At 72.7% G+C, this 23,599-nt stretch carries 16 protein-coding genes and 2 pseudogenes; 12 read left to right on the forward strand and 6 right to left on the reverse strand.

The genetic code is table 11. The annotated features are described in order from the left end of the window. Positions 1 to 24: 24 nt before the first annotated feature. Together ACZ573_RS01295 and ACZ573_RS01300 are read right to left on the reverse strand one after the other, a co-directional pair. Positions 25 to 162, reverse strand: a pseudogene (locus tag ACZ573_RS01295) (IS30 family transposase); the annotation flags it as partial. Between the two features lie 330 nt (positions 163 to 492). Continuing rightward, on the reverse strand, positions 493 to 1,722 hold the full coding sequence (locus ACZ573_RS01300) for a nucleotide sugar dehydrogenase (protein ID WP_351159899.1): 1,230 nt from the start codon (positions 1,720 to 1,722) through the stop codon (positions 493 to 495). Between the two features lie 229 nt (positions 1,723 to 1,951). On the opposite strand from ACZ573_RS01300, the gene ACZ573_RS01305 reads away from it, so the two are divergent. The 7 genes from ACZ573_RS01305 to ACZ573_RS01335 all read left to right on the forward strand — a co-directional run bounded on the left by ACZ573_RS01305 (position 1,952) and on the right by ACZ573_RS01335 (position 16,148). Then, on the forward strand, positions 1,952 to 3,658 hold the full coding sequence (locus tag ACZ573_RS01305; RefSeq protein WP_471297562.1) for a glycerol-3-phosphate dehydrogenase/oxidase: 1,707 nt from the start codon (positions 1,952 to 1,954) through the stop codon (positions 3,656 to 3,658). A 392-nt stretch (positions 3,659 to 4,050) separates the two neighbouring features. Beyond that, on the forward strand, positions 4,051 to 6,399 hold the full coding sequence (locus ACZ573_RS01310; protein ID WP_471297564.1) for a serine/threonine-protein kinase: 2,349 nt from the start codon (positions 4,051 to 4,053) through the stop codon (positions 6,397 to 6,399). A 78-nt stretch (positions 6,400 to 6,477) separates the two neighbouring features. After that, entirely contained in the window at positions 6,478 to 8,973 is a 2,496-nt protein-coding gene (locus ACZ573_RS01315) for a protein kinase (protein WP_471297566.1), read from the forward strand. A 125-nt stretch (positions 8,974 to 9,098) separates the two neighbouring features. Next, on the forward strand, positions 9,099 to 10,754 hold the full coding sequence (locus ACZ573_RS01320; RefSeq protein WP_471297568.1) for a serine/threonine-protein kinase: 1,656 nt from the start codon (positions 9,099 to 9,101) through the stop codon (positions 10,752 to 10,754). Positions 10,755 to 10,857: 103 nt separating this feature from the next. Next, positions 10,858 to 12,489: a succinic semialdehyde dehydrogenase gene (locus tag ACZ573_RS01325; protein WP_471297570.1), complete on the forward strand. Its 1,632-nt coding sequence runs from the start codon at positions 10,858 to 10,860 to the stop codon at positions 12,487 to 12,489. An 11-nt stretch (positions 12,490 to 12,500) separates the two neighbouring features. Next, positions 12,501 to 14,288, forward strand: coding sequence for a GMC oxidoreductase (locus ACZ573_RS01330; RefSeq protein WP_471297571.1), 1,788 nt, complete (start codon positions 12,501 to 12,503; stop codon positions 14,286 to 14,288). A gap of 189 nt (positions 14,289 to 14,477) precedes the next feature. Then, complete coding sequence (locus ACZ573_RS01335) at positions 14,478 to 16,148, forward strand: LPXTG cell wall anchor domain-containing protein (RefSeq protein WP_471297573.1); 1,671 nt, start codon at positions 14,478 to 14,480, stop codon at positions 16,146 to 16,148. Positions 16,149 to 16,421: 273 nt separating this feature from the next. Here ACZ573_RS01335 and ACZ573_RS01340 read toward each other — a convergent pair whose 3' ends face one another. Both ACZ573_RS01340 and ACZ573_RS01345 read right to left on the reverse strand, forming a co-directional pair. After that, positions 16,422 to 16,733 carry a chorismate mutase gene (locus ACZ573_RS01340; RefSeq protein ID WP_301367119.1) on the reverse strand — a complete coding sequence of 104 codons (312 nt, stop codon included), beginning with the start codon at positions 16,731 to 16,733 and terminating at the stop codon, positions 16,422 to 16,424. Positions 16,734 to 16,843: 110 nt separating this feature from the next. Beyond that, positions 16,844 to 17,077: a DUF7848 domain-containing protein gene (locus ACZ573_RS01345; protein ID WP_471297576.1), complete on the reverse strand. Its 234-nt coding sequence runs from the start codon at positions 17,075 to 17,077 to the stop codon at positions 16,844 to 16,846. Here ACZ573_RS01345 and ACZ573_RS01350 point away from each other — a divergent pair. From ACZ573_RS01350 to ACZ573_RS01370, 5 genes and pseudogenes are all read left to right on the forward strand, one after another. After that, positions 17,010 to 17,572, forward strand: a pseudogene (locus ACZ573_RS01350) (Scr1 family TA system antitoxin-like transcriptional regulator); the annotation flags it as partial. The gene ACZ573_RS01345 and the pseudogene ACZ573_RS01350 sit on opposite strands and share 68 nt — an antisense overlap. A gap of 70 nt (positions 17,573 to 17,642) precedes the next feature. After that, positions 17,643 to 19,235, forward strand: coding sequence for a glutamine-hydrolyzing GMP synthase (guaA, locus tag ACZ573_RS01355; RefSeq protein ID WP_301367118.1), 1,593 nt, complete (start codon positions 17,643 to 17,645; stop codon positions 19,233 to 19,235). A 142-nt stretch (positions 19,236 to 19,377) separates the two neighbouring features. Then, positions 19,378 to 20,139 carry a class II aldolase/adducin family protein gene (locus ACZ573_RS01360; RefSeq protein WP_471297578.1) on the forward strand — a complete coding sequence of 254 codons (762 nt, stop codon included), beginning with the start codon at positions 19,378 to 19,380 and terminating at the stop codon, positions 20,137 to 20,139. A gap of 101 nt (positions 20,140 to 20,240) precedes the next feature. Next, a complete protein-coding gene (locus ACZ573_RS01365) occupies positions 20,241 to 21,497 on the forward strand; it encodes a hypothetical protein (RefSeq protein WP_471297580.1) in 1,257 nt (418 codons plus the stop codon). 18 nt (positions 21,498 to 21,515) lie between these two features. Further along, complete coding sequence (locus ACZ573_RS01370) at positions 21,516 to 22,031, forward strand: TQO small subunit DoxD (protein WP_471297582.1); 516 nt, start codon at positions 21,516 to 21,518, stop codon at positions 22,029 to 22,031. Here ACZ573_RS01370 and ACZ573_RS01375 read toward each other — a convergent pair. Next, positions 21,977 to 22,201 carry a hypothetical protein gene (locus tag ACZ573_RS01375; protein WP_471297584.1) on the reverse strand — a complete coding sequence of 75 codons (225 nt, stop codon included), beginning with the start codon at positions 22,199 to 22,201 and terminating at the stop codon, positions 21,977 to 21,979. The two genes, ACZ573_RS01370 and ACZ573_RS01375, sit on opposite strands and share 55 nt — an antisense overlap. Continuing rightward, positions 22,188 to 23,516 carry a PspC domain-containing protein gene (locus tag ACZ573_RS01380; protein WP_471297586.1) on the reverse strand — a complete coding sequence of 443 codons (1,329 nt, stop codon included), beginning with the start codon at positions 23,514 to 23,516 and terminating at the stop codon, positions 22,188 to 22,190. Before ACZ573_RS01380 ends, ACZ573_RS01375 begins: the two co-directional genes overlap by 14 nt. Positions 23,517 to 23,599: the final 83 nt, after the last annotated feature.

The raw sequence follows: 23,599 nt of genomic DNA on the forward strand, positions 1-23,599 counted from the left end.
CGTGGCAACACGTGGTCGGTTTGATCAGGCCGCGAGCAGTTTATGCAGGCGCTCGGCTGGGGTTTCCCAGTCGAGCGTTTTGCGTGGGCGGCCGTTGAGCTGGGCGGCGACGGCGTCGAGGTGTTCGCGGGTGTGGACCGAGAGGTGGTCCAGGCCCTCTGGGAGGGTGTCGCTGGTCATCCACAGGACCGCGTTCGGGCCCAGTCGCGGACGTCCTCAGGGCCGCGAGGGCGGGCATGCGGTCGGCGGGTTCGCACACTGGCCGACCGGTCGGGGTGTGAGCGGGCACGCGCGGATCGTATGGACCGGTGCGGATCCCGTCGGCCTGGATCGGCGGCCGTTTCCGGGCCCGTCGTGCCTGCTCAGCGCCCCGTGGGCCGCCGGTGCGTCAGTGGCCGGCCTTCCGGGCCGTCCGGAAGGCGGCGTGAAGTTCTGGCTCATGGGAAATCCCCCCAGGGATCCGAGCGCACGTGCCAGGGGGATTTCCGGAGCTCAGAGGCGGTGGGCGGCGCCCACCGGGCTGGCGCCGCGGGTGTCCAGGAGCAGCTGGGCCTTCACGGCGAGGCCCTGCAGGTCGTAGGTGCGGTGGTGCTGGAGCAGGATGGTCAGGTCCGCGTTCGCGGCGGCCTCGTAGAGCGACTCGGCGCGGGGGACCGGCTGGTCCCTGACCCGCCAGCCCGTGATGTACGGGTCGTGGTAGCTGATCAGCGCGCCCAGGTCGAGGAGGCGGCTGGCGATCTCGCGGGCCGGGGAGCCCTCCTGGTCGGCCAGGTCGGGCTTGTAGGTGACGCCGAGGAGCAGGACGCGGGCCCCGCGGGCGGATTTGCCGTGCTCGTTCAGCAGGGTGGCCGAGCGCTGGATGACGTACTGCGGCATCCGGTCGTTGATCTCCTGCGCCAGTCCGACCATGCGCAGGGGGTGGCCGGGGGTGCGCGTGGTGTGGGGCAGGTAGTTCGGGTCGAGGGGGACGCCGTGGCCGCCGACTCCCGGGCCGGGGCGGAAGGCCTGGAATCCGTACGGCTTGGTCTCGGCGCAGCGGATGACGTCCCACAGGTCGACGCCGAGGTCGTGGCAGAGCACCGCCATCTCGTTCATGAGGGCGATGTTGACGTGGCGGTAGTTCGTTTCGAGGAGCTGTACGGTCTCGGCCTCGCGCAGGCCGCGGGCGCGGACGACCTTCTCGGTGAGGCGGGCGTAGAAGGCGTGCGCGGACTCCGTGCAGGCGGGGGTGAGGCCGCCGATCACCTTGGGGGTGTTGGAGATGCCGTGGGTGCGGTTGCCCGGGTCGAGGCGGCTGGGGGAGTAGGCCAGGTGGAAGTCGCGGCCCGCCCGCAGCCCGGAGCCGGCTTCGAGGATCGGGCGGAGGTAGTCCTCGGTGACGCCCGGGTGGGCGGCGGATTCGAGGATCACGGTGGTGTGGGGGCGCAGCCGGGCCGCGAGCGCGCGGCCGGCCTCGCCGACGGCGGAGAGGTCCAGTGCGCGATCGGCGCCGAGCTGGGTGGGGGCGCAGATGACGGCCGTGCGGACCCGGCCGAGCTCGGCGGGGTTGGTGGTGACCCGGAAGCCGGCCGCCGACATGCGGCGGATCTCGGCGGCGGTGAGGGTGGAGTCCGTGACCGGACCGCTGTCGTAGCCGACCGTCTCGATTCCGGCGGCGACGGCCGCCTGGGCGAGTGGGAGGCCGAGATGGCCGAGTCCGATGACGGCGAGATCTGCGGGCATGGGGGTGCCGTCCCTTCCCTGACATGAGGGGGCTGCCGCGCAAGTTCTCCGGGGGGCAGGGGAGCTGGCGCAATGTCAGACTAGGCTTATATATGACAGATATGTCGCATTCCGGAGTGAACATCACCGTTGTGTTGTCCACAGGCGGTGGCTGATGTGGGTGCGGGCGGTCAGAATCGTGGAACGGGGCATGTGAGCGGGATCTCATCCGCACCAACGGGAGGCAGCCGTGAGGACAGCGACACTGGGGCCGGTGCAGCGGGCCGAGGCCCTCACCCGGATGGTCGAGCGGGAACTGGACGTGCTGGTGGTGGGTGCGGGCGTGGTGGGCGCCGGCACCGCGCTCGACGCCGTGACGCGCGGCCTGTCGACCGCCCTGGTGGAGGCGCGGGACTGGGCCTCGGGCACCTCCAGCCGCTCCAGCAAGCTGATCCACGGCGGTCTGCGGTACCTGGAGATGCTCGACTTCGCCCTCGTGCGCGAGGCGCTGAAGGAGCGCGGGCTGCTGCTGGAGCGCCTCGCCCCGCATCTGGTGAAGCCGGTGCCCTTCCTGTACCCGCTGCAGCACAAGGGCTGGGAGCGGCTCTACGCCGGGGCGGGCGTCGCGCTGTACGACGCGATGTCCGTGTCCAGCGGCCACGGGCGCGGCCTGCCCGTGCACCGGCACCTGTCGCGGGGGCGCGCGCTGCGGGTGGCGCCGGCGCTCCGCAAGGACGCGCTGGTGGGGGCCCTGCAGTACTACGACGCCCAGATGGACGACGCACGCTACGTCACCACGCTCGTGCGGACGGCCGCCGCGTACGGGGCGCACTGCGCCAATCGGGCGAGGGTCATCGGCTTCCTGCGCGAGGGCGAACGGGTGGTCGGCGCGCGGGTGCGTGACGTCGAGGGCGGAGGCGAGTACGAGATCCGCGCGAAGCAGGTCGTGAACGCGACGGGGGTGTGGACGGACGACACCCAGGCGCTGATCGGGGAGCGCGGCCAGTTCCACGTACGGGCCTCGAAGGGCATTCATCTGGTCGTACCGAAGGACCGGATCCATTCGAGCACCGGACTGATCCTGCGGACCGAGAAGTCGGTGCTGTTCGTCATCCCGTGGGGCCGCCACTGGATCGTGGGGACCACGGACACCGACTGGGACCTGGACAAGGCGCACCCGGCGGCGTCGAGCGCGGACATCGACTACCTGCTGGAGCACGTGAACTCGGTGCTGGCCGTGCCGCTCACGCGCGACGACGTCCAGGGTGTGTACGCGGGCCTGAGGCCGTTGCTGGCCGGGGAGTCGGACGCGACGAGCAAGCTGTCGCGCGAGCACACGGTCGCACACCCGGTGCCGGGGCTGGTGGTGGTCGCCGGGGGCAAGTACACGACGTACCGGGTCATGGCGAAGGACGCGGTCGACGAGGCCGTGCACGGCCTCGACCAGCGGGTGGCGGAATGCGTGACGGAGGACGTGCCGCTGGTGGGGGCGGAGGGATACCGGGCGCTGTGGAACGGGCGGGCGCGGATCGCGGCCCGGACGGGGCTTCATGTGGTGCGGGTGGAGCACCTGTTGAACCGCTTCGGGTCACTGACGGAGGAACTGCTGGACCTGATGGCCGCCGATCCGGGACTGCGTGAGCCGGTGTCCGGGGCGGACGACTACCTGCGGGCGGAGATCGTGTACGCGGCCTCGCACGAGGGGGCCCGCCATCTGGACGACGTACTGACGCGGCGGACACGGATCTCGATCGAGACCTTCGACCGGGGGACGCGGTCGGCGCGGGAATGCGCGGAGTTGATGGCTCCGGTTCTGGGGTGGGACAAGCAGCAGATCGAGAAGGAAGTGGAGCACTACGAGAAGCGGGTCCAGGCGGAGCGGGAATCGCAGCGCCAGCCGGACGACCAGACGGCGGACGCGGCGCGGCTGGGCGCGCCCGACATCGTTCCGTTGTAACTCCGGGATGTGGAGGGGGGAACCGCGGACCCGGGGCGCCCGTCCGTTGCGGAGTGAGGAAGAATGAGGGTTCTGCCGGGGCGGGTTACCACGGGCCCCGGCCGCCGGGTCGCTCAGCCGCTGGGGCAGGCGGAGCAGCGGCACGATCGCAGAGGGGACGCATGTCGAAGCCGGAGCACACCGAGTCGCCTGCCGGGTCGCCTGCGGCGAAGCCCAGCAGTGAGAAGTCTGGGGCTGGCGCCGCGGCTTCGGCTGTGGGGTCGCCTGCGGCGAAGCCCGGCAGTGGGAAGCCTGCGGCTGGTGCCGTGCCTTCGGACGCACCTGTTGGGGCGCCTGCCGGGTCGCCTGCGGCGGAGCCTGAGGGTGGGAAGCCCGCGGCTGATGCTGCGTCCGTGGCACAGACCCAGGACGCCAGGCCTGCGGCCGGCAAGCCGGGGCTGCGCAAGGACGGGCCCGCGCCCAAGGCGAAGCCCGAGGCCGCTAAGCCGGCGGCTGACGCTGCGCCTGCCGGGCCGCCTGCGGCGGAGCCTGAGGGTGCGAAGCCTGCGGCCGACGCCGCGTCGGTGGCGAAGCCCGAGACCCCGAAGCCTGCGGCTGCCGAGCCGGGGCTGCGCAAGGACGTGCCCGCGCCCAAGGCGAAGCCGGTGGCCGAGCCCGAGGACCCGAAGTCCGCGGCTGCCGAGCCGGGGCTGCGCAAGGACGTGCCCGCGCCCAAGGCGGGGGGAGAGGTGGTCAATCCCGTCGTCGAGAAGGCCGATGCCATGGCCGCCGCCGTCAAGGCCGCCGCGGCCAGGGCCGCCGAGGGCGGGCAGGACGAGGGACGGCTGCTGGCCGGGCGGTACCGGCTGGGGGCTGTGCTCGGCAAGGGCGGGATGGGTACCGTCTGGCGGGCCCAGGACGAGACCCTGGGCCGGACCGTCGCCGTCAAGGAGCTCCGTTTCAGCACCGGGGTCGACGAGGACGAGAAGCGACGCCTCATCACCCGTACCCTCCGCGAGGCCAAGGCCATTGCCCGGATCCGCAGCGGCGGCGCCGTCACCGTCTACGACGTCGTCGACGAGGACGCCCGTCCGTGGATCGTCATGGAACTCATCGAGGGTCCCTCGCTCGCCGAGTTCATACGGGAGAACGGCCCCCTCACCCCGCACCGCGCGGCCGAGGTCGGCCTGGCGGTGCTCGACGTGCTGCGCGCCGCCCACGGCCAGGGCATCCTGCACCGCGACGTGAAGCCGTCGAACGTGCTCATCGCCGGCAACGGCCGTGTCGTCCTCACCGACTTCGGCATCGCGCAGGTCGAGGGCGACCCCTCCGTCACCTCCACCGGCATGCTCGTCGGCGCCCCCTCCTACATCTCCCCCGAGCGTGCCCGCGGCCACAAGCCCGGCCCGCCCGCCGACATGTGGTCGCTCGGCGGCCTGCTGTACGCCTCCGTCGAGGGAGTGCCCCCGTACGACAAGGGATCCGCGCTCGCCACCCTCACGGCGGTGATGACCGAGCCGGTGGACCCGCCGAAGAACGCCGGTCCGCTGGCCGAGGTCATCTACGGCCTGCTCGCCAAGGACCCGACCCACCGGCTCGACGAAGCCCGCACCCGGGCGATGCTGAGCGCCGTCCTCGCGGCGCCCGAGCCCGCGCCCGCCCCCGTAGCGGCTCCGGCGGCCGAGGAGACCCGGCAGATATCGCTGGCCGACGCCAAGCAGGCCGTGGAGAAGGCCGCCGCGGACAAGGCGGAGAAGGCGGCCGAGCGGGCGGCGAAGAAGGAACGCGAGCGGCGCGACCGCGAGCAGCGCGACCGCGCCCGCGCCGCGCTGAAGGCCGCCCGCAAGGCGGCGACGGCCGCGGCCGCCACCACGGCCGTATCCGCCGCGGAGCCGCCGAAGTCCAAGCCGTCCCCCGTCAAGGCTCCGCTCACCGACGTCATGCAGCGCCGCACCATCGTGCTCGCCGCGACGGCCCTGGTCGTGGTGCTGGCGGTCGTCGGCTCGCTCATCGCCTACGCCTTCAGCGGTGATGACGACAAGAGCACCAAGGACGAGAGCAAGGGCGACGGCAAGCCCACTCCGGCGGCCTCGGCCCCGAAGGACCCGGGCAGCGGCAGCGGCAGCGCCAGCGGCGGGACCGGGGAGACCTCCCCGAAGCCCTCGGGGAACACGGGCGAGGCGGCCGGTGGCGGCAGTGCCGGTACGGGTACCGCCCCCGGTGGCCAGCAGGGCCAGGGCCAGCAGTCCCAGGGTGCGGGCCAAGGCCAGGGCGTCACGTCCGGCGGGGTCGGCGGCGCACTTCCGGCGGGATACGCCCTGCTTCAGGAGTTCGGGTTCCACTTCTCGATGGCGATGCCCGAGGGCTTCAAGCAGATCGCCATAGCGGGCGACAACTCCGGCGGTATATACGCCCGCGAGAGCGGCGGCTTCCCGCGGATCCAGGTCGACTACACCGGCAAGCCTGGCGACGACGCGCGCCTGGCCTGGATCAAGTCGGTTCCCGGAGTGGCGAGCGGCAGCAAGGGATACCGCCAGATCCGCATCGACGTGGTCGACTACCGGGGTTATCCGACGGTCGCCGACTGGGAGTTCGAGCGGGAGCAGAAGGGCATCAAGGTCCGCGTGCTCAACCGCGGGTTCAAGCTGGACGCGACGCACGGCTACGCGATCATGATCAGCTGCGCCGCCGACCAGTGGGACGGCCCCGAGTGCACCCAGATGCGCAACGTCGCCTTCGAGACCTTCCAGCCGCTCGGCTGACCTCGGGACGCGGGCGGCCCTGGCGACGTATCGTGTCGGAGGGGCCATGGGGAGCCCGCCGCACTCGGGGGAGGCGATGTGGAGGAGTACGCGGGCCGGATCCTGGCCGGCCGCTACCGTCTGCCCCTGCCGCCGTCCGATGAGTACGAACTGATAGAGACCCGCGCCTTCGACACGCGCAGCGGGCAGGAAGTCCTGGTACGGCAGGTGCCGTTGCCGGAGGTCGTGGACGCGGAGCTGCTGGACGGGCCGCGGGCCGTCCCGGCGGCGCGCCGCTCGCCCGCCGATCTGCCGGCCGTGCGCCGCGCCATCGAGGCCGCGCAGGCCGCGGCTTCGATCCCGGACCATCCGCGGCTGGACCAGGTCTTCGACGTGTTCGCCGAAGGCGAGTCGCTGTGGATAGTGAGCGAACTGGTCCCGGCCCGGCCGCTGGCCGCGCTGATAGCCGATGAACCGCTGAGCCCCTACCGGGCCGCCGAAGTGGCGTCGGACGTGCTGACCGCGCTGCGGGTGCTGCACGCGCACGGCTGGACGCACCGGAACATCACCGTCCGGACGGTGCTGGTGTGCGAGGACGGCCGCGTCGTGCTGACGGGCCTCGCGGCTGGCGCGGCGGAGGAGGCCTTGTGCGGGTACGACCCCGTCCCGAGCGCGGAGGAGACCGTCGGCGGAGGAGGAGCGGGATGGGGTACCGCCACCGCCCCGGCTCCAACTCCGGCTCCGGCTCCGGCCCTGGCTCCGGCCCAAGTCGCCGCCCCCGTCCCGGCTCCGCCGCCCGTCCCAGCTCCGGATCCGGTCGCTGATCCGGTCCCGGCTCCGGCCGGCGCCGGTCCGGTGGACGTCGCGTACGCGCCGCTCGTGGCCCCCGGATACGACACCGGGCCGCGGTACACCGATCACATCACCCCCGGCCGTCCGCAGGACCGCCCCGACGTCCAGGCCGCCGCGCGGGCCGGGGTCGTCGCCGCCTACCGGGCCGGGGCGCGGGCCGCCGCCGCCCGGGTGATCGAGGAGCGTAGGGGCGGGGCGGCGGCCGAGATCGAGGCCGGTGCGCCGCCGGAGCGCCGCCCCGAGGGGTCGACCCTCCCGCAGGGGTACTCGTACCCGTACGGCGGCCCGGAGGCCGGTGCCGGCGCCCCCTGGCACGGCGCGACCCCCCGCCGGGCGGAGCTTCCCGCGCCCGTACCCGCGACCACCCCGGAGCCCGTACCCGTACCCCAGCCGGAGCCGGAGCCGGAGCCGGAGCCGGAGCAGGCACCGCAGGCGCAGCCCGAGCGCCCCGCCCTGCCCGCCCAACTCGCCCTGCCCCAGGGCTACCGGCAGGCCGACGCCCCGGCGCCGGCCGCCCCCGACCGGCCACAGCCCACCGGCGACGGCTGGTCCGGGCCGCGGACCGGCCTGGACGCCGAGCGCGCGCGGCAGACCCGGATGGCCGTCGTCGGAGCCGTCACCGAGCGGTGGGCCCCCGAGCAGGCCGGCCCCGTCCACGGGCACTGGCAGCTCGCGGCCCCCGTCGGGCCCGCCACCGACCTCTGGGCGCTCGGCGCGCTGCTCTACCGCGCGGTGCAGGGGCATGCCCCGTACCCGGAGGACAACGCCGCCGAGCTGGTCGAGATGGTCTGCGCGGAGCCCCCCGCCTTCGCCGAGGAGTGCGGCGCGCTGCGCCCGATCGTGGAGTCGCTGCTGCGTCAGGACCCCACCGAGCGGCCCGACTTCGAGGAGCTGCGCGGCTGGCTGCGGTCGCTCGTACGGTCCGCCCCCGAGCCGGACGCCGGCTTCGGGGCGCTTGCGATGGCGGAACCGGATCCGGCGCGGCTGCCCGTCGTACGCCGCCGCGGTGAGGTCCACGGGCGCCACCGCAACCCCGCGGGCCCCCGTAAGCCGCGCGCCCTCGGGCGGACCCTGCTCGTCGGGATCCTGGTCCTCCTCGCCGGCGGCGTGGCGTACGCGATGCTGTTCCTGCCCCGGGCCGCCGACCAGGAGCCCGCGGGCGCTTCCCAGGGCGGCAGCTCGCAAGGGCCGGCGAAGCCGAGCCCCTCCCAAGTCCCTTCGGGCACGCCCGAGTCCAAGCCGGCCCCGCAGACGACGGCGCCCGCCGGATCACCGGCCGCCCCGGCCCCCGCCCCGGCCGGTTACACCACCCAACAGGACCCGGAGCACTTCGAGATCGCGGTGCCCGATGGCTGGGAGCGGCGCGGAATCAATGAGTCCGGTCAGGTCCGGTACGCCGACGGGCAGTTCGTGCTGACCGTCGTCCCCGGCCGCGACAAGGTCCAGGGCAATCCGGATCCGGCGGCGTACCAGAAGGACAAGGAGCCGGAGCTGACCCCGTACCGGACGTCCACCTGGTCGACCGTCGGCGATGTGAAGACCACCAAGGTGGGCCAGCAACTGCGGGCGACGGGCCGGTACACGTGGATCGACGGGACCGGCCGCAACGTCTTCGCCCGCAACTTCGTCGTGGCGCTGGGCGGCAGCTACCACGTCGTCCTGGTCACCGGTCCGGAGGACGAGCAGTCCAAGGTCACCGAGGTCTTCGAGAAGGCCACGGCGAGTTACAAGGCGGGCGGTTGAACGGATACTGACGACCGATCAGTACGGCGATTGCGTCACAGTGCCGTCTTTCGGCGCCCGGGCGGTTCCGGCAGCCCCTCCGGGCTCCGTAATCTGGCCTGAAGTGCAGAGAGCGGCGGGATTTCGTGGAACAGCAGACAGGTGGGGGCGCCGTGCTGGCGGGCCGGTACCGGCTCGTCGAGCCGATCGGCCGGGGCGGCATGGGCAAGGTGTGGCGTGCGCATGATGAGCTGCTCCACAGGACCGTCGCCGTCAAGGAACTGACGGCGGGTCTGTACGTCGCCCAGGCCGACCGGGACGTCATGCACGCCCGGACGCAGAAGGAGGCCCGGGCCGCGGCCCGGATCCAGCACCCGGCGGTCGTCACCGTCCACGACGTCCTGGAGCACGACGACCGGCCGTGGATCGTCATGGAGTACATCGACGGGCCCTCCCTCGCGGACGCGGCCAAGGCGGCCGGGCGGATCGAGCCCCGCGAGGCGGCCCGGATCGGCCTGCACGTGCTGGGCGCGCTGCGCGCCGCGCACGCGGTCGGCGTACTGCACCGTGACGTGAAGCCGGGCAACGTGCTGCTCGCCAAGGACGGCCGGGTGCTGCTCACGGACTTCGGGATCGCCGCGATCGAGGGCGACTCGTCGATCACGCGCACCGGCGAGATCGTGGGCTCCATCGACTACCTGGCGCCCGAGCGGGTCACGGGCGGCATCCCCGACCCGTCCTCCGACCTGTGGTCGCTGGGTGCCACCCTCTACACGGCGGTGGAGGCCCGTTCGCCGTTCCGCCGTACGTCGCCCATCTCCAGCCTGCAGGCCGTGGTCAACGACGAGCCGCCGGCGCTGCGCCAGGCCGGAGCGCTCGGGCCGGTCATCACGGCCCTGCTGCGCAAGGATCCGACGGAGCGCCCCTCGGCCGAGGAGACCGAGCGGATGCTGCTGGAGGCGATGGAGGGCCGCGAGCCGAAGGCCGCGCAGGCGTACGTGCCCACCCGCGCGGTGACCTCGGAGGAACTCGCCCCGGCGCAGGAGCCGGCCCTGGCGCCCGCGCCGCAGGGCGAGGTCGGGCAGACGACCGCGCTGCCGGAGCCCCCCACCCGCCCGCCCACGGCGACGGTGGCGACGGCGGCTTCCTCCGTCGACCCGGCCCGGGGCTGGGGCGGGCGCGCCGTGGTCGTGGCCCTGGTGGCGGCGCTGCTCGGCGGGGGCGGGGTGTTCGGGGTGCTCAGGTACACCGGGGACCAGGGCAAGGAGGGTGACCCTGACAAGGTCGCCAGCTCGACCGGCGGACAGTCGGGCGACGACGGGAAGCCGCAGACGGCGACCCCACCGGCCGGCTGGACCAGGGTCACCGACCCGATCGCGGGCTTCACGCTGTTCGTCCCGGAGGGCTGGAAGCGCCAGGCGAACGGCGACCAGATCGACTACACCCCGGACGACGGGAAGCACTTCATCCGGATCGCCGCCGATCCCAGCCCGGACTACAAGGACCCGTACGCGCACCTGCTGGACCTGGAGCGGCAGGTGGCGGGGCGGACGGACTACAAGAAGCATCAGCTGAACCAGAACACCTTCCAGGGCAGCACCCGGGCCGCGCTCTGGGACTTCAGCTGGACGGAGAAGCAGAACCACCCCGGTCCGCGCAGGGCCAAGGAACAGATGTACGTCGCCCCGGACGAGACCGAGTACGCGATCTACATGTCGAGCCCGGTCGCCGACTGGGACAAGACCCGCCAGCAGTTCGACATCGTGCTCAGCGGCTGGGAGCCGCCCGCCGGGAAGCCCTGATCCGCCGCGGTTCCGGCACCCTGCCAGCAATCGCTGGCGGAAATGGCAAAATCCGGTTACCGGCGGGTACCCAAAGGCTGTCCGGCGCAATACGCTCACCGGCATGACGGACTCGCAGGCCCCCGCCGCCCCCCTCCGGACCGCACCGGAGCCCACCAACCCGGTCGCCCCGGCCCCGGCCGGTGCCCGCACCGCCGCCGACGTGGTGACCCCCGACCTGGTCGCCCGGCTGACCCGCGGAGTGATCGGATCCGGCCGCACCGCCAACCACACCCCCTTCACCGGGGACCGGCTGGCGGAGCTGCCGGAGGCCACCCCCGAGGACGTGGCCGAGGCCTTCGACCGGGCCCGCGCCGCCCAGCCCGCCTGGGCGGCGGTCCCCGTCGCCAAGCGGGCGGCGGTCCTGCTGCGCTTCCACGACCTGGTCCTCGACCGGCAGGCCGAGGTCCTCGACCTGATCCAGCTGGAGACCGGCAAGGCCCGCCTGCACGCGCACGAGGAGGTCCAGGCGGTCGCCGTCTCGGCCCGCCACTACGGACGCAAGGCCCCCGGATACCTGCGCCCCAAGGGCCACACCGGCGCCATGCCCACCCTCACCAAGGTCACCGAGCTGCGCCAGCCGCGCGGGGTCGTCGGCCAGATCGCCCCCTGGAACTACCCGCTCGAGCTGTCGGTCGGCGACTCCCTGCCCGCCTTCGTCTCCGGCAACGCGCTCGTCATGAAGCCCGACACCGAGACCGCGCTGACCGCCCTGTGGGCCCGCGACCTGCTGATCGAGGCCGGCCTGCCCGCCGAGGTCTTCCAGATCGTCCTCGGCGAGGGCCCCGTCGTCGGCCCCGAGGTGGTCCGGCACGCGGACTACGTCTCCTTCACCGGCTCCACCCGTACCGGCCGCGAGGTCGCCCGGGGCGCCGCCGACCGCCTCGTCGGGGTCTCCCTCGAACTCGGCGGCAAGAACGCCATGCTCGTGCTGCACGACGCCGACATCGAGAAGGCCGCCGCGGGCGCCGTCCGTGCCTGTTTCTCCTCCGCCGGACAGCTCTGCATCTCCATCGAGCGGCTCTACGTCCACGCCTCGATCGCCGACGCCTTCGTCGAGCGGTTCGCCGCCCGTACGAAGGCCATGCGGCTCGGCGCCTCCCTCGCCTACGGCGCCGACATGGGCTCCCTGGTCGGCGAGCGCCAGCTGGAGACCGTACAGCGGCACGTGGACGAAGCCGTGGCCAAAGGCGCCACCCTCGTCGCCGGCGGCACCGCCCGCCCCGACATCGGCCCGCTCTTCTACGAGCCCACCATCCTCGACGGCGTCGAGGCCCCCATGGCGGTCTGCGGCGAGGAGACCTTCGGCCCCGTCGTCTCGATCTACCGCTTCACCGACGAGGACCAGGCGATCGCCGAGGCCAACGCCACCGCGTACGGCCTGAACTCCAGTGTCTGGACCAAGGACTCCCGCCGCGGCCACGCCGTCGCCGCCCGCCTGCGCACCGGCACCGTCAACATCAACGAGGGCTACGCCCCCGCCTACGGCAGTGCCCAGGCGCCCATGGGCGGCATGAAGGACTCCGGCCTCGGCCGCCGCCACGGCTCCGAGGGCATCCTCAAGTACACCGAGGCCCAGACCGTCGCCCACCAGCGGCTGCTCCCGATGGCGCCCTCGCTGGGCATGGACGACGAGAAGTACGCGGCGTTCATGACCCGCAGCCTCAAGGTCATGAAGGCCCTCCGACTCCGCTAAGGGGCAGCACCGTGTCTGAGTCTGCATCTGATTCCTACGACTACGACGTCATCGTCATCGGATCGGGCTTCGGCGGATCGGTCTCGGCGCTGCGCCTGACCGAGAAGGGCTACCGGGTCGGCGTCCTGGAAGCGGGACGCCGCTTCACCCGCGAGAGCCTGCCGAAGAACAGCTGGGACCTGCGCAACTACCTGTGGGCCCCGGCCCTCGGGCTCTACGGGATCCAGCGGATCCACCTGCTCGGCAACGTGATGGTGCTCGCGGGCGCCGGCGTGGGCGGCGGCTCGCTCAACTACGCGAACACGCTGTACGTGCCGCCCGCCGCCTTCTTCGAGGACCGGCAGTGGGCCTCCATCACCGACTGGCGGGGCGAGCTCACCCCCTACTACGAGCAGGCCAAGCGGATGCTCGGCGTGCGCCTCAACCCGACCATGACCCCCTCCGACGTCCACCTCAAGGCGGCCGCCGAGAAGATGGGCGTCGGGGACTCCTTCCACATGGCCCCGGTCGGCGTCTTCTTCGGCGACGGCGCCGACGGCGAGGCGCAGCCCAAGGTCCGGCCCGGGGACGAGGTCCCCGACCCGTACTTCGGCGGCGCCGGCCCCGCCCGCAAGGCGTGCACGGAATGCGGCGAGTGCATGACCGGCTGCCGGCACGGCGCGAAGAACACGCTGAACGAGAACTACCTGCACCTCGCCGAGCGCGCCGGCGCCGTCATCCACCCGATGACCACCGTCACCGCGCTCTCCGACCACCCCGAGGGCGGCTACCGCGTCCGCACGGTCCCCACCGACGGCCGCCGGCGGGGCCGGGCGAAGGTCCTGCGCGCCCGGTACGTCGTCGTCGCGGCGGGCACGTACGGCACGCAGACCCTGCTGCACACGATGAAGGACCGCGGCGAGCTCCCGCGCCTCTCGCACCGGCTCGGGGAGCTGACCCGGACCAACTCCGAGGGCCTGGTCGGCGCGCAGACCGACGATCGCCGCTACCGCAAGCGGCACGGAGGCGACCGCCGGGCCGACTTCACCCGGGGCGTGGCGATCACCTCCTCCGTGCACCCCAACGCCGACACCCACATCGAGCCCGTCCGCTACGGCAGGGGCTCCAACGCCATGGGGTTCATGACCGTCCTCCAGGTGCCCCACAGCAAGCACCGGGTCCGTGCCTGGCTCGGCAGGACCGTGCGGCACCCGGTGCAGCTGGCACGTTCGCTGTCCAACCGGCGCTGGTCGGAGCGGACCATCATCGGCCTGGTCATGCAGTCGCTGGACAACTCGCTGACCACGTACCGCAAGCCCGGCGGGATCGGCAAGGGCCTGCTCACGGCCCGCCAGGGGCACGGCGCCCCGAACCCGGTCCAGATCGCGGAGGCCACGCAGGCCGCGACCCTGCTGGCCGAGGAGATCAACGGCTTCCCGGGCAGCAACATCGGCGAGCTGATGGGGACCCCGCTGACCGCGCACTTCCTGGGCGGCTGCCCGATCGGCGCCTCGCCGGAAGAGGGCGTGGTGGACCCCTACCACCGGCTCTACGGGCACCCGGGCATCTCGGTGGTGGACGGCTCGGCCGTCTCCGCGAACCTCGGGGTGAACCCGTCGCTTACGATCACCGCGCAAGCGGAACGGGCGATGTCGTACTGGCCGAACATGGGCGAGCGGGACCCGCGGCCCGAGCAGGGTGCCGCGTACGTCCGCCTGGACGCGGTGGAGCCGGTCCGTCCGGCGGTCCCCAAGGAGGCCTTCGGCGCGCTGCGGCTGCCGTTCTTCGGGGTCCCGGAGATTCCGCCGCGCCGTTCCTGAGCTATCCGGAACCTGTCGTGTGACAGCGGTGGGTACCGCGCTCCCCCTCCGAGCGCGGTACCCACCGCGGTACATACGTGACAGATGTTCAGCCTTGATGGTTGTACCGGAATCTCCGGTGCCGGGCTGTGGTGTCGATCACACGGTGAAGTGTGCAACTGCGACTGATGTTCGACGGTCAACGGCTGCATGAGAAAGCGCATCTCGTTGCTGGCCGCCGGCGCCCTCGTGGCCCTGGGGCTCGCCACCACTCCCGCACACGCCGCGGACCCCGTCTTCACCCTGGCCGGACCGGCCGGGATCGGTCTGCGCCCGCACCCCGGGCAGAGCGGTGAGCCGCAGAAGACCTCGGTGGAGTTCCGGATCGTCAACGACTCCACCAAGACGTTCGACCGCCCGAGCACCTTCACGATCGACCTGAGCGGCCTCAAGGGCATCGCCGACGTGACGCTCGCCAAGGACCGGGGCGCGGACTGCAAGGTCACGGCCGCGGCCGTGACCTGCAAGCGCTGGGCGCTGTGGACGGGCGAAACCACCGTCGTGAACCTGGACCTCAGCGCGACCAAGGACAGCAAGGTCGGCGCGACCGCCGACCTGACGCTCACCGGCGCGGCGGAAGGCGCCACCTTCAAGTCCGCCACCACCAAGGTGCGCGTCGGCGGCCCCGACCTGGTGCTGGAGCGGGCCCGCCTGAAGGCGGAGCAGAAGCCGGGCGACAAGCAGAACCTGTCGATCATCTTCGCCAACGAGGGCACCGACCCCGTCAACGGCGTCGTGCTCGAGATGCGCACCACGCACGGCATCGACCTGGTCGAGCAGTACGACAACTGCTCCTACTCCGACGACACCAGCGCGAACCAGCCGTGGAACACGGGCTGGACCACGGTGCAGTGCCTGCTGGAAGGCGAGTACGAGCCGGGCGCGGTCTACGGCGTCGACGGCCCCCTCACCCTCAAGGCCGCCCCGCACGCCTTCACCGACGGCCTGACCTACGCGGTGTACGCGGCCGGCGACCAGCCGAAGGCGGCGAAGAACCGCGCGCCCGCGGCCGCCCGCAACAAGCTGGCCGCGGCGAAGCAGGCCCCCAAGGCCGCGGCCCGGTCCGCCCAGCAGGCGGCGGACCTCGACCCCTGGAACAACATCCAGGAGTTCGACTTCGCGACGAGGAACACCGCCGACCTGGTCGCCACGGGCGTGTCCCTCACGGGCAAGGCCGGCGAGACGGTCGCCGCCGACTTCGGCTTCCGCAACGACGGCCCCGCGTGGGTCGCCGACCTGCGCCACGGTGACCACATCGCCCGGACCGACATCGTGATCCCGGCGGGCGCGAAGGTCACCAAGGTCCCGGCCGGCTGCACGGGCGTCAACGCCGACGGCACCCACCGCGACCAGACCCTGGGCGCGCCGCGCTACTTCTGCTCCACCGGCCATGTCGTGGGAGAGAAGGAGACGTTCGCCTACCCGTTCCAGCTGAAGATCGAGTCGGTCGTGGCGGACGCCAAGGGCTCGGTCACGGTCGGCCGGGAGACGCCGCAGGGCACCACGGGCCAGCGCTGGGACCCGAACCACAGCAACGACACGGCGGCCCTCGTGATCAACGCGAAGGGCACCGGACCGACCCCGAACCCGACCCCGAGCGGCACCACCACGGCCTCGCCGGCCCCGACCGGCTCCGCGACGGCCACCACGACCGCGTCGCCGAGCACCTCGGCCACCGGTACGGGTGTCACGACCAACGGCGGCGGCCTCGCCTCCACCGGCAGCTCCGCCCAGGCGATCGCGCTCGGTGGCGCGGTGCTCCTGGCCGTCGGCGCCGGGCTGTTCCTGGCGTTCCGCCGCAAGGCGGCCGGGCACGCGTAACGGCGTACGCCACGCAGGCGCGACAACGCAGAACGACCGGCCCTGGGCGTCCCCTGGGCCGGTCGTCCTTTACGGGATGACCGGGCTGCTGTCCCCTGCCGTCCGGTCACGCGAAGGAGCGAGGTCCCACGATGCACGCTCCACGGGGCGTGCGTCTCATCGCTCCAGCGGATCCACGCGTGGTGTTGCGGTTCCGCGGCTGGCTGACGCGGACACCCTCACCAACGAAGGCCACCGGGGCCGGTCACGGTCCGGACGGGTGACGAACAGCCGTCACACGCGCCCCCGGCACAGCTCCAGCAGGGTCATGGCGAGGGCGGTGCCGGGCTTTCCGAGCGCATCGCTCCAGTGGGAGAGCACCTCCATCTCGCGCGACAGGTGCACCCGGCGCCCGCCGGACGCGATCCGGGCGTCCTGGATGACCGTCGAGACGGCCATCCGCTCCTGGATCAGACCGATGATCCGGTCGTCGAGGGCGTCGATGCGCGTACGCGAGTCGGCGATCAGCTGCTCGGGGGTGGTGGTGACGCTCATGGTGTTCTCTCCTGTGGATCGTGTGGTGCCGACAGGAGCGGAAACGCGCAAGCGCCCCGGTCCTGTCGGACCGGGGCGCTTGCGGGAAGTCAGTGGCTCAGGCGAGCATCACGAGGACCCATGGCGACCGGACCGACCGGTGCCATAGGTAAAGAGGAAGCTCAGCTGCTTGCGCATGGCGCGGATACTACCTTCCGTCCCCTTCTGGGCCAATCGCGTTCGGATGCTGAGACGGCTCGGAGGCGGGCGTGGTCCGTACACACGCGCCGGAAGAGGTGATGGCCGGTCCGCCCCGTGTGCCGCAGTGCCCAGTCCTGCGCTGCTCCGGAGTCCCGTGTCCGCTCATGGCGCCGCCAGCTGGCCGGGGGACTTCGGCCCGTACAGGACGTGCACAACCAGGCGCAGGCGGACGCGCGTGCGCTCCGCGCGTGGGAATCGTCCTGGGTCGTCGGAGTGCTCCAGAGGCCTGACTACGCGCGTGCGATCCTCAGCCGCTTCGCGGAGCTGCATCAGACGCCCGGGGACATCGAAGAAGCCGTGCGTTCCCGGATGAAGCGGCAGGAGGGGCTGTACGACTCCGGAAAGCGCTACCGAATCCTGTTGTGGGAAGCGGTCCTCCATGCTCGGATCTGTTCGCCCTCGGTACTCAGCGCCCAGCTCGACCGTCTGCACGGTGTGATCGGCCTCGACACCGATTCTGGATCTACGACGACCGGCAGGTGGTCGTGGAGACCTGGCACGCGGAGCTCTGGCTGGACGACACCGACAGCGTCGCCACCCACCTCCGGGTCTGGCAGGCCCTTCGTGCGTCCGCCGCCTTCCGGGCGGACGCACAGCGGGTGATCAGCCGGGCACGCCGGGCAGTGGAGGCGCCGGGATTCGGATGGTGAGACGAAGAGGGGGCTGCGTCCCCCGTTAGAATCGACAAAACAGCCACCTCTTCCGCCGGAAGGCCGCCCCGTGCCAGAAGCACCCTCCGCCGCCCACGACAGCGCCCCGGACACGGTTCTCGTCGTCGACTTCGGCGCCCAGTACGCCCAGCTCATCGCCCGCCGCGTCCGCGAAGCACGGGTCTACAGCGAGATCGTGCCGAGCTCGATGCCCGTCGACGAGATGCTGGCCAAGAACCCCAAGGCGATCATCCTCTCCGGCGGTCCGTCGTCCGTGTACGAGGAGGGCGCCCCGCGCCTGGACGACGCCCGCGCCCTCTTCGAGGCCGGCGTCCCCGTCTTCGGCATGTGCTACGGCTTCCAGCTGATGGCGGTCACCCTCGGTGGCCAGGTCGACAACACCGGCGCCCGCGAGTACGGCCGCACCCCGCTGGCCGTCTCCAAGGCCGGCTCCACCCTCTTCGAGGGCACCCCCGAGAACCAGTCGGTGTGGATGTCCCACGGCGACGCCTGCTCCGCCGCCCCCGAGGGCTTCACCGTCACCGCGTCGACGAACGTCGTCCCGGTCGCGGCCTTCGAGAACGACGAGAAGAAGCTGTACGGCGTGCAGTACCACCCCGAGGTGATGCACTCCACGCACGGCCAGCAGATCCTGGAGCACTTCCTCTACCGCGGCGCGGGCCTCGCCCCCACCTGGACCACCGGCAACATCGTCGAGGAGCAGATCGCGGCGATCCGCGAGCAGGTCGGCGACAAGCGCGCCATCTGCGGCCTCTCCGGCGGCGTCGACTCCGCCGTCGCCGCGGCCCTCGTGCAGAAGGCCATCGGCTCGCAGCTGACCTGCGTCTACGTCGACCACGGCCTGATGCGCAAGGGTGAGACCGAGCAGGTCGAGAAGGACTTCGTCGCCGCGACCGGCGTGCAGCTGAAGGTCGTCGACGCGCAGGAGCGCTTCCTGACCGCGCTGGCCGGCGTCTCCGACCCGGAGACCAAGCGCAAGATCATCGGCCGCGAGTTCATCCGCGTCTTCGAGCAGGCCCAGCTGGAGATCCTCCAGGAGGACGGCCCCGCGGTCGCCTTCCTCGTGCAGGGCACCCTGTACCCGGACGTCGTCGAGTCCGGCGGCGGCACCGGCACCGCCAACATCAAGTCCCACCACAACGTGGGCGGGCTCCCCGACGACATCGAGTTCGAGCTCGTCGAGCCGCTGCGCCAGCTGTTCAAGGACGAGGTCCGGATGGTCGGCCAGGAACTCGGCCTGCCCGACGAGATCGTCCAGCGCCAGCCCTTCCCGGGCCCCGGCCTCGGCATCCGCATCGTCGGCGAGGTCACCAAGGAGCGCCTGGACCTGCTCCGCGAGGCCGACGCCATCGCCCGCCACGAGCTGACCGCGGCCGGCCTGGACCGCGAGATCTGGCAGTGCCCGGTCGTCCTGCTCGCGGACGTCCGCAGCGTCGGCGTCCAGGGCGACGGCCGCACCTACGGCCACCCGATCGTGCTGCGCCCCGTCTCCTCCGAGGACGCGATGACCGCGGACTGGACGCGCATGCCGTACGAAGTGCTCGCCCGGATCTCGACCCGCATCACCAACGAGGTGCCGGAGGTGAACCGGGTGGTCCTCGACTGCACGAGCAAGCCCCCGGGCACCATCGAGTGGGAGTAGTCCCCCCGGTCCACCCGGTCCCACCCGGATCGCCGTGAAGCCGCCGCCCCGCACCGCGGGCGGCGGCTTCGCCGTTTCTCTGGCCACTTGGCAGGGCCCCGGGTACCTTGCGCGGCGAACCGAGCCGTTCGAAGGAGCGCCCATGCCGGACCAGCCCGTACCCGTGCCCGTGGAGCGGCTCGGCTTCGAGATGCCGCCCGTGCACGACACCGTCGACGCGGCCCGCGCCCACCGCAAGGAGCGGCTCGCCGAGGCGCTGCGGCTGCTGGGGCGCCTCGGCTACGAGGACGGGGTGGCGGGGCAGATCACCGCGCGGGACCCGGAGTTCGAGGACTGCTACTGGGTGAACCCGTTCGGCCGGGCCTTCTCCGGGCTCACCGCCGACGACCTGCTGCTGGTCGACGGGGAGGGACGGGTGGTCCGGGGCGGGCGCCGGGTCAACCAGCTGGCCTTCGCCGTGCACGCGGCGGTCCACCGCCGGCGCCCCGAGGTGGTCTCCGTCGTCCGCGCGCAGGGCCCGTACGGCCGGGCCCTCGCGGCGCTGGGCGAGCTGCTGGCCCCGATCACCGAGGAGGCTTGTGCCTTCTTCGAGGACCACGCGCTCCTCGACGAGTACTCCGGGGCCGGCGAACCGGAGCGGACCGCGCTCGCGCTCGGCCCGTACAAGGCGCTGATCCTGCGCAACCGGGGACTGCTGACGGTGGGGGACTCGGTGGACGCCGCCGTGTGGTGGTTCATCGAGGCGGAACGGGCCGCGCAGGTGCAGCTGATCGCCCGGGCCGCCGGGAAGCCGGTGCCCATCGACCACCGCACCGCGGCCCTGACGCGCCAGCGGTTCGGGTCCGATCTGGCCGCCTGGGTGAGCTACCAGCCGCTCAGGGAACGGGTGGCGTCAACATCATGAACCGTTAATCACCTGCTCTGACATCGTGCGCAATCCGGAGCACTGCCGCAGTGGTGCACAATTCGCTGGCATTGCACCGTAGTTCAGAGAGGCGGCACGTCGTGGCTGTCCAAGAGATGTCCCGAGGTACCCATACCACCGCCTGCGCCTGCGACGAGTGCGCCCGCGAGGGCCACCGGCGCGCGGTCGCGGCGTTCCTGGAGAAGCGCGACGAGTTCGCCTCCGGGCAGGGCGTGCCGGCCGCCGTGGCCCACTCGCTCGGCGCCTCCCGCCAGTGGGTCTCCGACGAGCTGACCCTGTCGGCCCGTACCGTCGCCGACCGGGGCCGGGAGGCCGGGAACTCCTGGCTGTACGTGTTCTCACGGCGGGCCGTCCTCGCCGTCTGGATCGCCGCCGGGGTCCTGCTGCTGGTGCAGGTCGCGGCCGCGCTCGGCACCGGCTGGTCCACGGCGCGCACCGCCGGGCTGCTGGCGGCCCTGGTGCTGGCCGGACTGCTCACGGTCGCGGCCCGCGCCCAGTCCGTGCGCGGCGGGCTGCTGGCCCCGCTGGTCGGCGAGGACAACCGGCTGTCCACCTCGAAGACCGTGCCCAGCGCCTGGGTGGTGCTGACGGCCTTTGCCACGCTGCTGCCCGCCCTGCGGCTGGCCGCCTCGGCGCCCGGACCCGAGCGGCAGGCCCTGTACGCGGGCCTGGCGCTGGACCGGGCGCTGCCGCTGCTGGCGGTGGTCTCGCTGACCTCCGCCGTGGCGGTGCTCGTGCGCCGGGTGGTCTCCGTACGGATCACCGGCCAGCGGCTGCAGAAGCTGCCGGCCGACCGGCCGCGCGGGGCGGACCTGCTGACGGACGACGCGGGCCGCGGGAGCTTCCCGGACGCGCAGTACGTGCTCGTCTCGACGGTGGTGCTCGGCTACGCCGCGGCCTGCCTGGCGCGCTTCCCGGCCCGGCTGCCGCAGCTGCCCTGGGCGCTGGCCCTGCTGGTGGCGCTGTCGGCCGCGGTGTACCTGGCGGCGAAGTACGCGGAGGGCAGCCGCCCGCTGGTGCTGTCGGTGGTGCGCAGACGGGAGCCCGGGGATCTGGACGCAGCCGTCCGCCCCGGGGACGACATCGAGATCCGGGGCGTGGGCTTCGTACCCCCGGGGGCGCAGACGCCGGAGATGCTGGCCCGTCTGGTCGTACGCGTCGGGGCGGTGCACGTGCACGTGCCGCTGGTCCCGGTGGCGGGCGGATTCACCAACCCCTCCGACGCCGTGCTGACCGTGCCGGTCCCGGCGGAGGTGGAGCCCGGGCGCGTCGAGATCCAGGTGGTCACGGCCGCAGGGGTGGAATCCAACCGCTGCACCATCGATGTGGCCGAGTGATGGGGGTACACATGTTCCGTGAACCGAACCGATGTTCTTGAAATCGACGCCCCTCGCGAGGTCGTGGGCCTGCGCGAGCTGGCCTCCCGGCACGCGCTGCTGCCCCTGCGGCTCTTCCTCGGCGTGACCTTCGTGTACGCCGGTCTCGACAAACTGACCGACCCGGCGTTCCTCTCCGCCTCCGGCGACGGCTCCATCGGCGACCAGATGCGCGGGGTGCGCGACACCTCCGCGATCCCCGCCCTCGTGGACCTGTCGCTGAACTCGCCCGTCGGCTTCGCCGTCGCCCTGGCCATCGGGGAGATCCTGGTCGGCCTCGGGGCCCTGGCCGGCCTGCTGACCCGTATCGCGGCCATCGGCGGGGCGCTGATCGCGCTCAGCCTTTGGCTCACGGTGTCGTGGGCGGTGACCCCGTACTACTACGGCAACGACCTGATCTACCTGATGGCGTGGACCCCGCTGATCCTCGCCGGGGCGCCCTACCTGTCGCTGGACTCGGTGATCCGGTCGCGCCGGTCCCGGCGTACGGCATAGGTCACCAGCCCGACCAGCGCGGCGAGCGTGAGGCCGCCCATGGTGATCGGGATGACCGTGAACCAGGGCAGGTCCGCCTCGCCGGTGGTCTCGAGCAGGTAGAGCACGCCCGCCACCACCAGGGCCAGCCCCGCGATCAGCCGTCCCGGCTGGAACTCATGACGCCGCACGGGCCACCTCCACCTGTCCGAAGTCCGCACCGAGGTGCAGTTCGATCGTCCCGCCGGCCTCGGTGCCGGCCGCCGGCGCGAGGGTTTCCGTACGGTTCTGCTCTCCGACCCGCTCGATCCGGTCCGCGCGGTCCCCGGGCATCTGTACGTCGCCCATCCGCCGGATGGTGACATCGGCCAGCGCGGTGACCTCCCGCGGCAGGACCACCTTGAGCCGGCCCGCGTCGATGGAGGCCCCGACGGTCACGGTGGTGCCCTTCGGCACGTCCAGGCGGCTCAGGTCCAGCGTGGCGAGCCCGGTGCCCGCCTCGTACACGGGCTTCACGTCGGCCACTGCGGCCGGACGCCACTCGACCTCCCGCCAGTCCGTGCCGATTTCCCGGGGCAGTACGGCCGCGCCCGCGAGCAGGCCCGCGGTGAACACGGCCAGCACGATCGTGCCGAAGCCGGTGCGTCCCAGCAGGGAGCTGACCGCGAGGCCCAGACCGAAGACGACCAGAGCGGCGGCGAGCCCGGTCTGCAGGGCCTCGCCGAGCGGGTTGCCCTCCCAGGTGGCGGCGGTCCCCGCGATCCCGGCCAGCAGCGCCAGCACGAAGACCCGGCCGCCGATGCCGCCGCGCGGGCGGGCCGGGGCGGCGGGCGCCTTCGCGGCCGCCGCCGGGGTGCGGCCGGTCACCACCGGGTCCGCCGAGTCGTCGGGCCCCCACAGGTATCCCGTCCCGCCGACCGGGCCGGTCGTACCGTCCTTGACCAGCGGGTCCCGCCACCAGGACGGGCCGCCGGGAGCGGGCGGCGCCTGCGTCTCCGGCGGGGCCGGCGAGTGCGCGGCGCGGGAGGCGCTGCCGGCCGGGTCGGGCGCCGCCTGCGCCTCGGGCCGGTAGGTGTGCCGCTTGCGCTGCGACCAGTACGAGGCCCCGCCCAGCGCGAGGACGACCAGCACCGAGAAGGCCGCCAGCCCGCCGTTGTCCAGCATCGACAGGAACAGCGCGCAGCCCACCAGCGCGGCGAACACCGCCGCCAGGGTGGCGCCCTCGACCCGGCCGGTCAGCAGTTTCTTCGCCTCGCTGTCCTCCTCGCCCTCCTGGGGGAGCAGCAGCCACGCGAAGCCGTAGAAGATCAGGCCGACGCCGCCGGTGACCGCGAGGACACCGAGGACGATGCGGAAGACCACCGGGTCGAGGTCGAAGTACCGGCCGAGGCCGCCGCACACGCCCGCGAGGACCTTGTCGCGCTTGCTGCGGCGCAGGGGCGGCCTGGCGTCGGCGGCCCGCGGGGCCCCGGGCCCGGCCGGCGGGGCGTCGTGTACTTCGGTCATGGGTCCATGGTGACGGCCCGCCGGAGCGCGTGGCATCCGGCCCTACCCTGGTGCAACCCTGATATCCCCCGGGCAGATGTGGG

The sequence above is a fragment of the Streptomyces sp. NPDC040545 genome, from assembly GCF_055595065.1.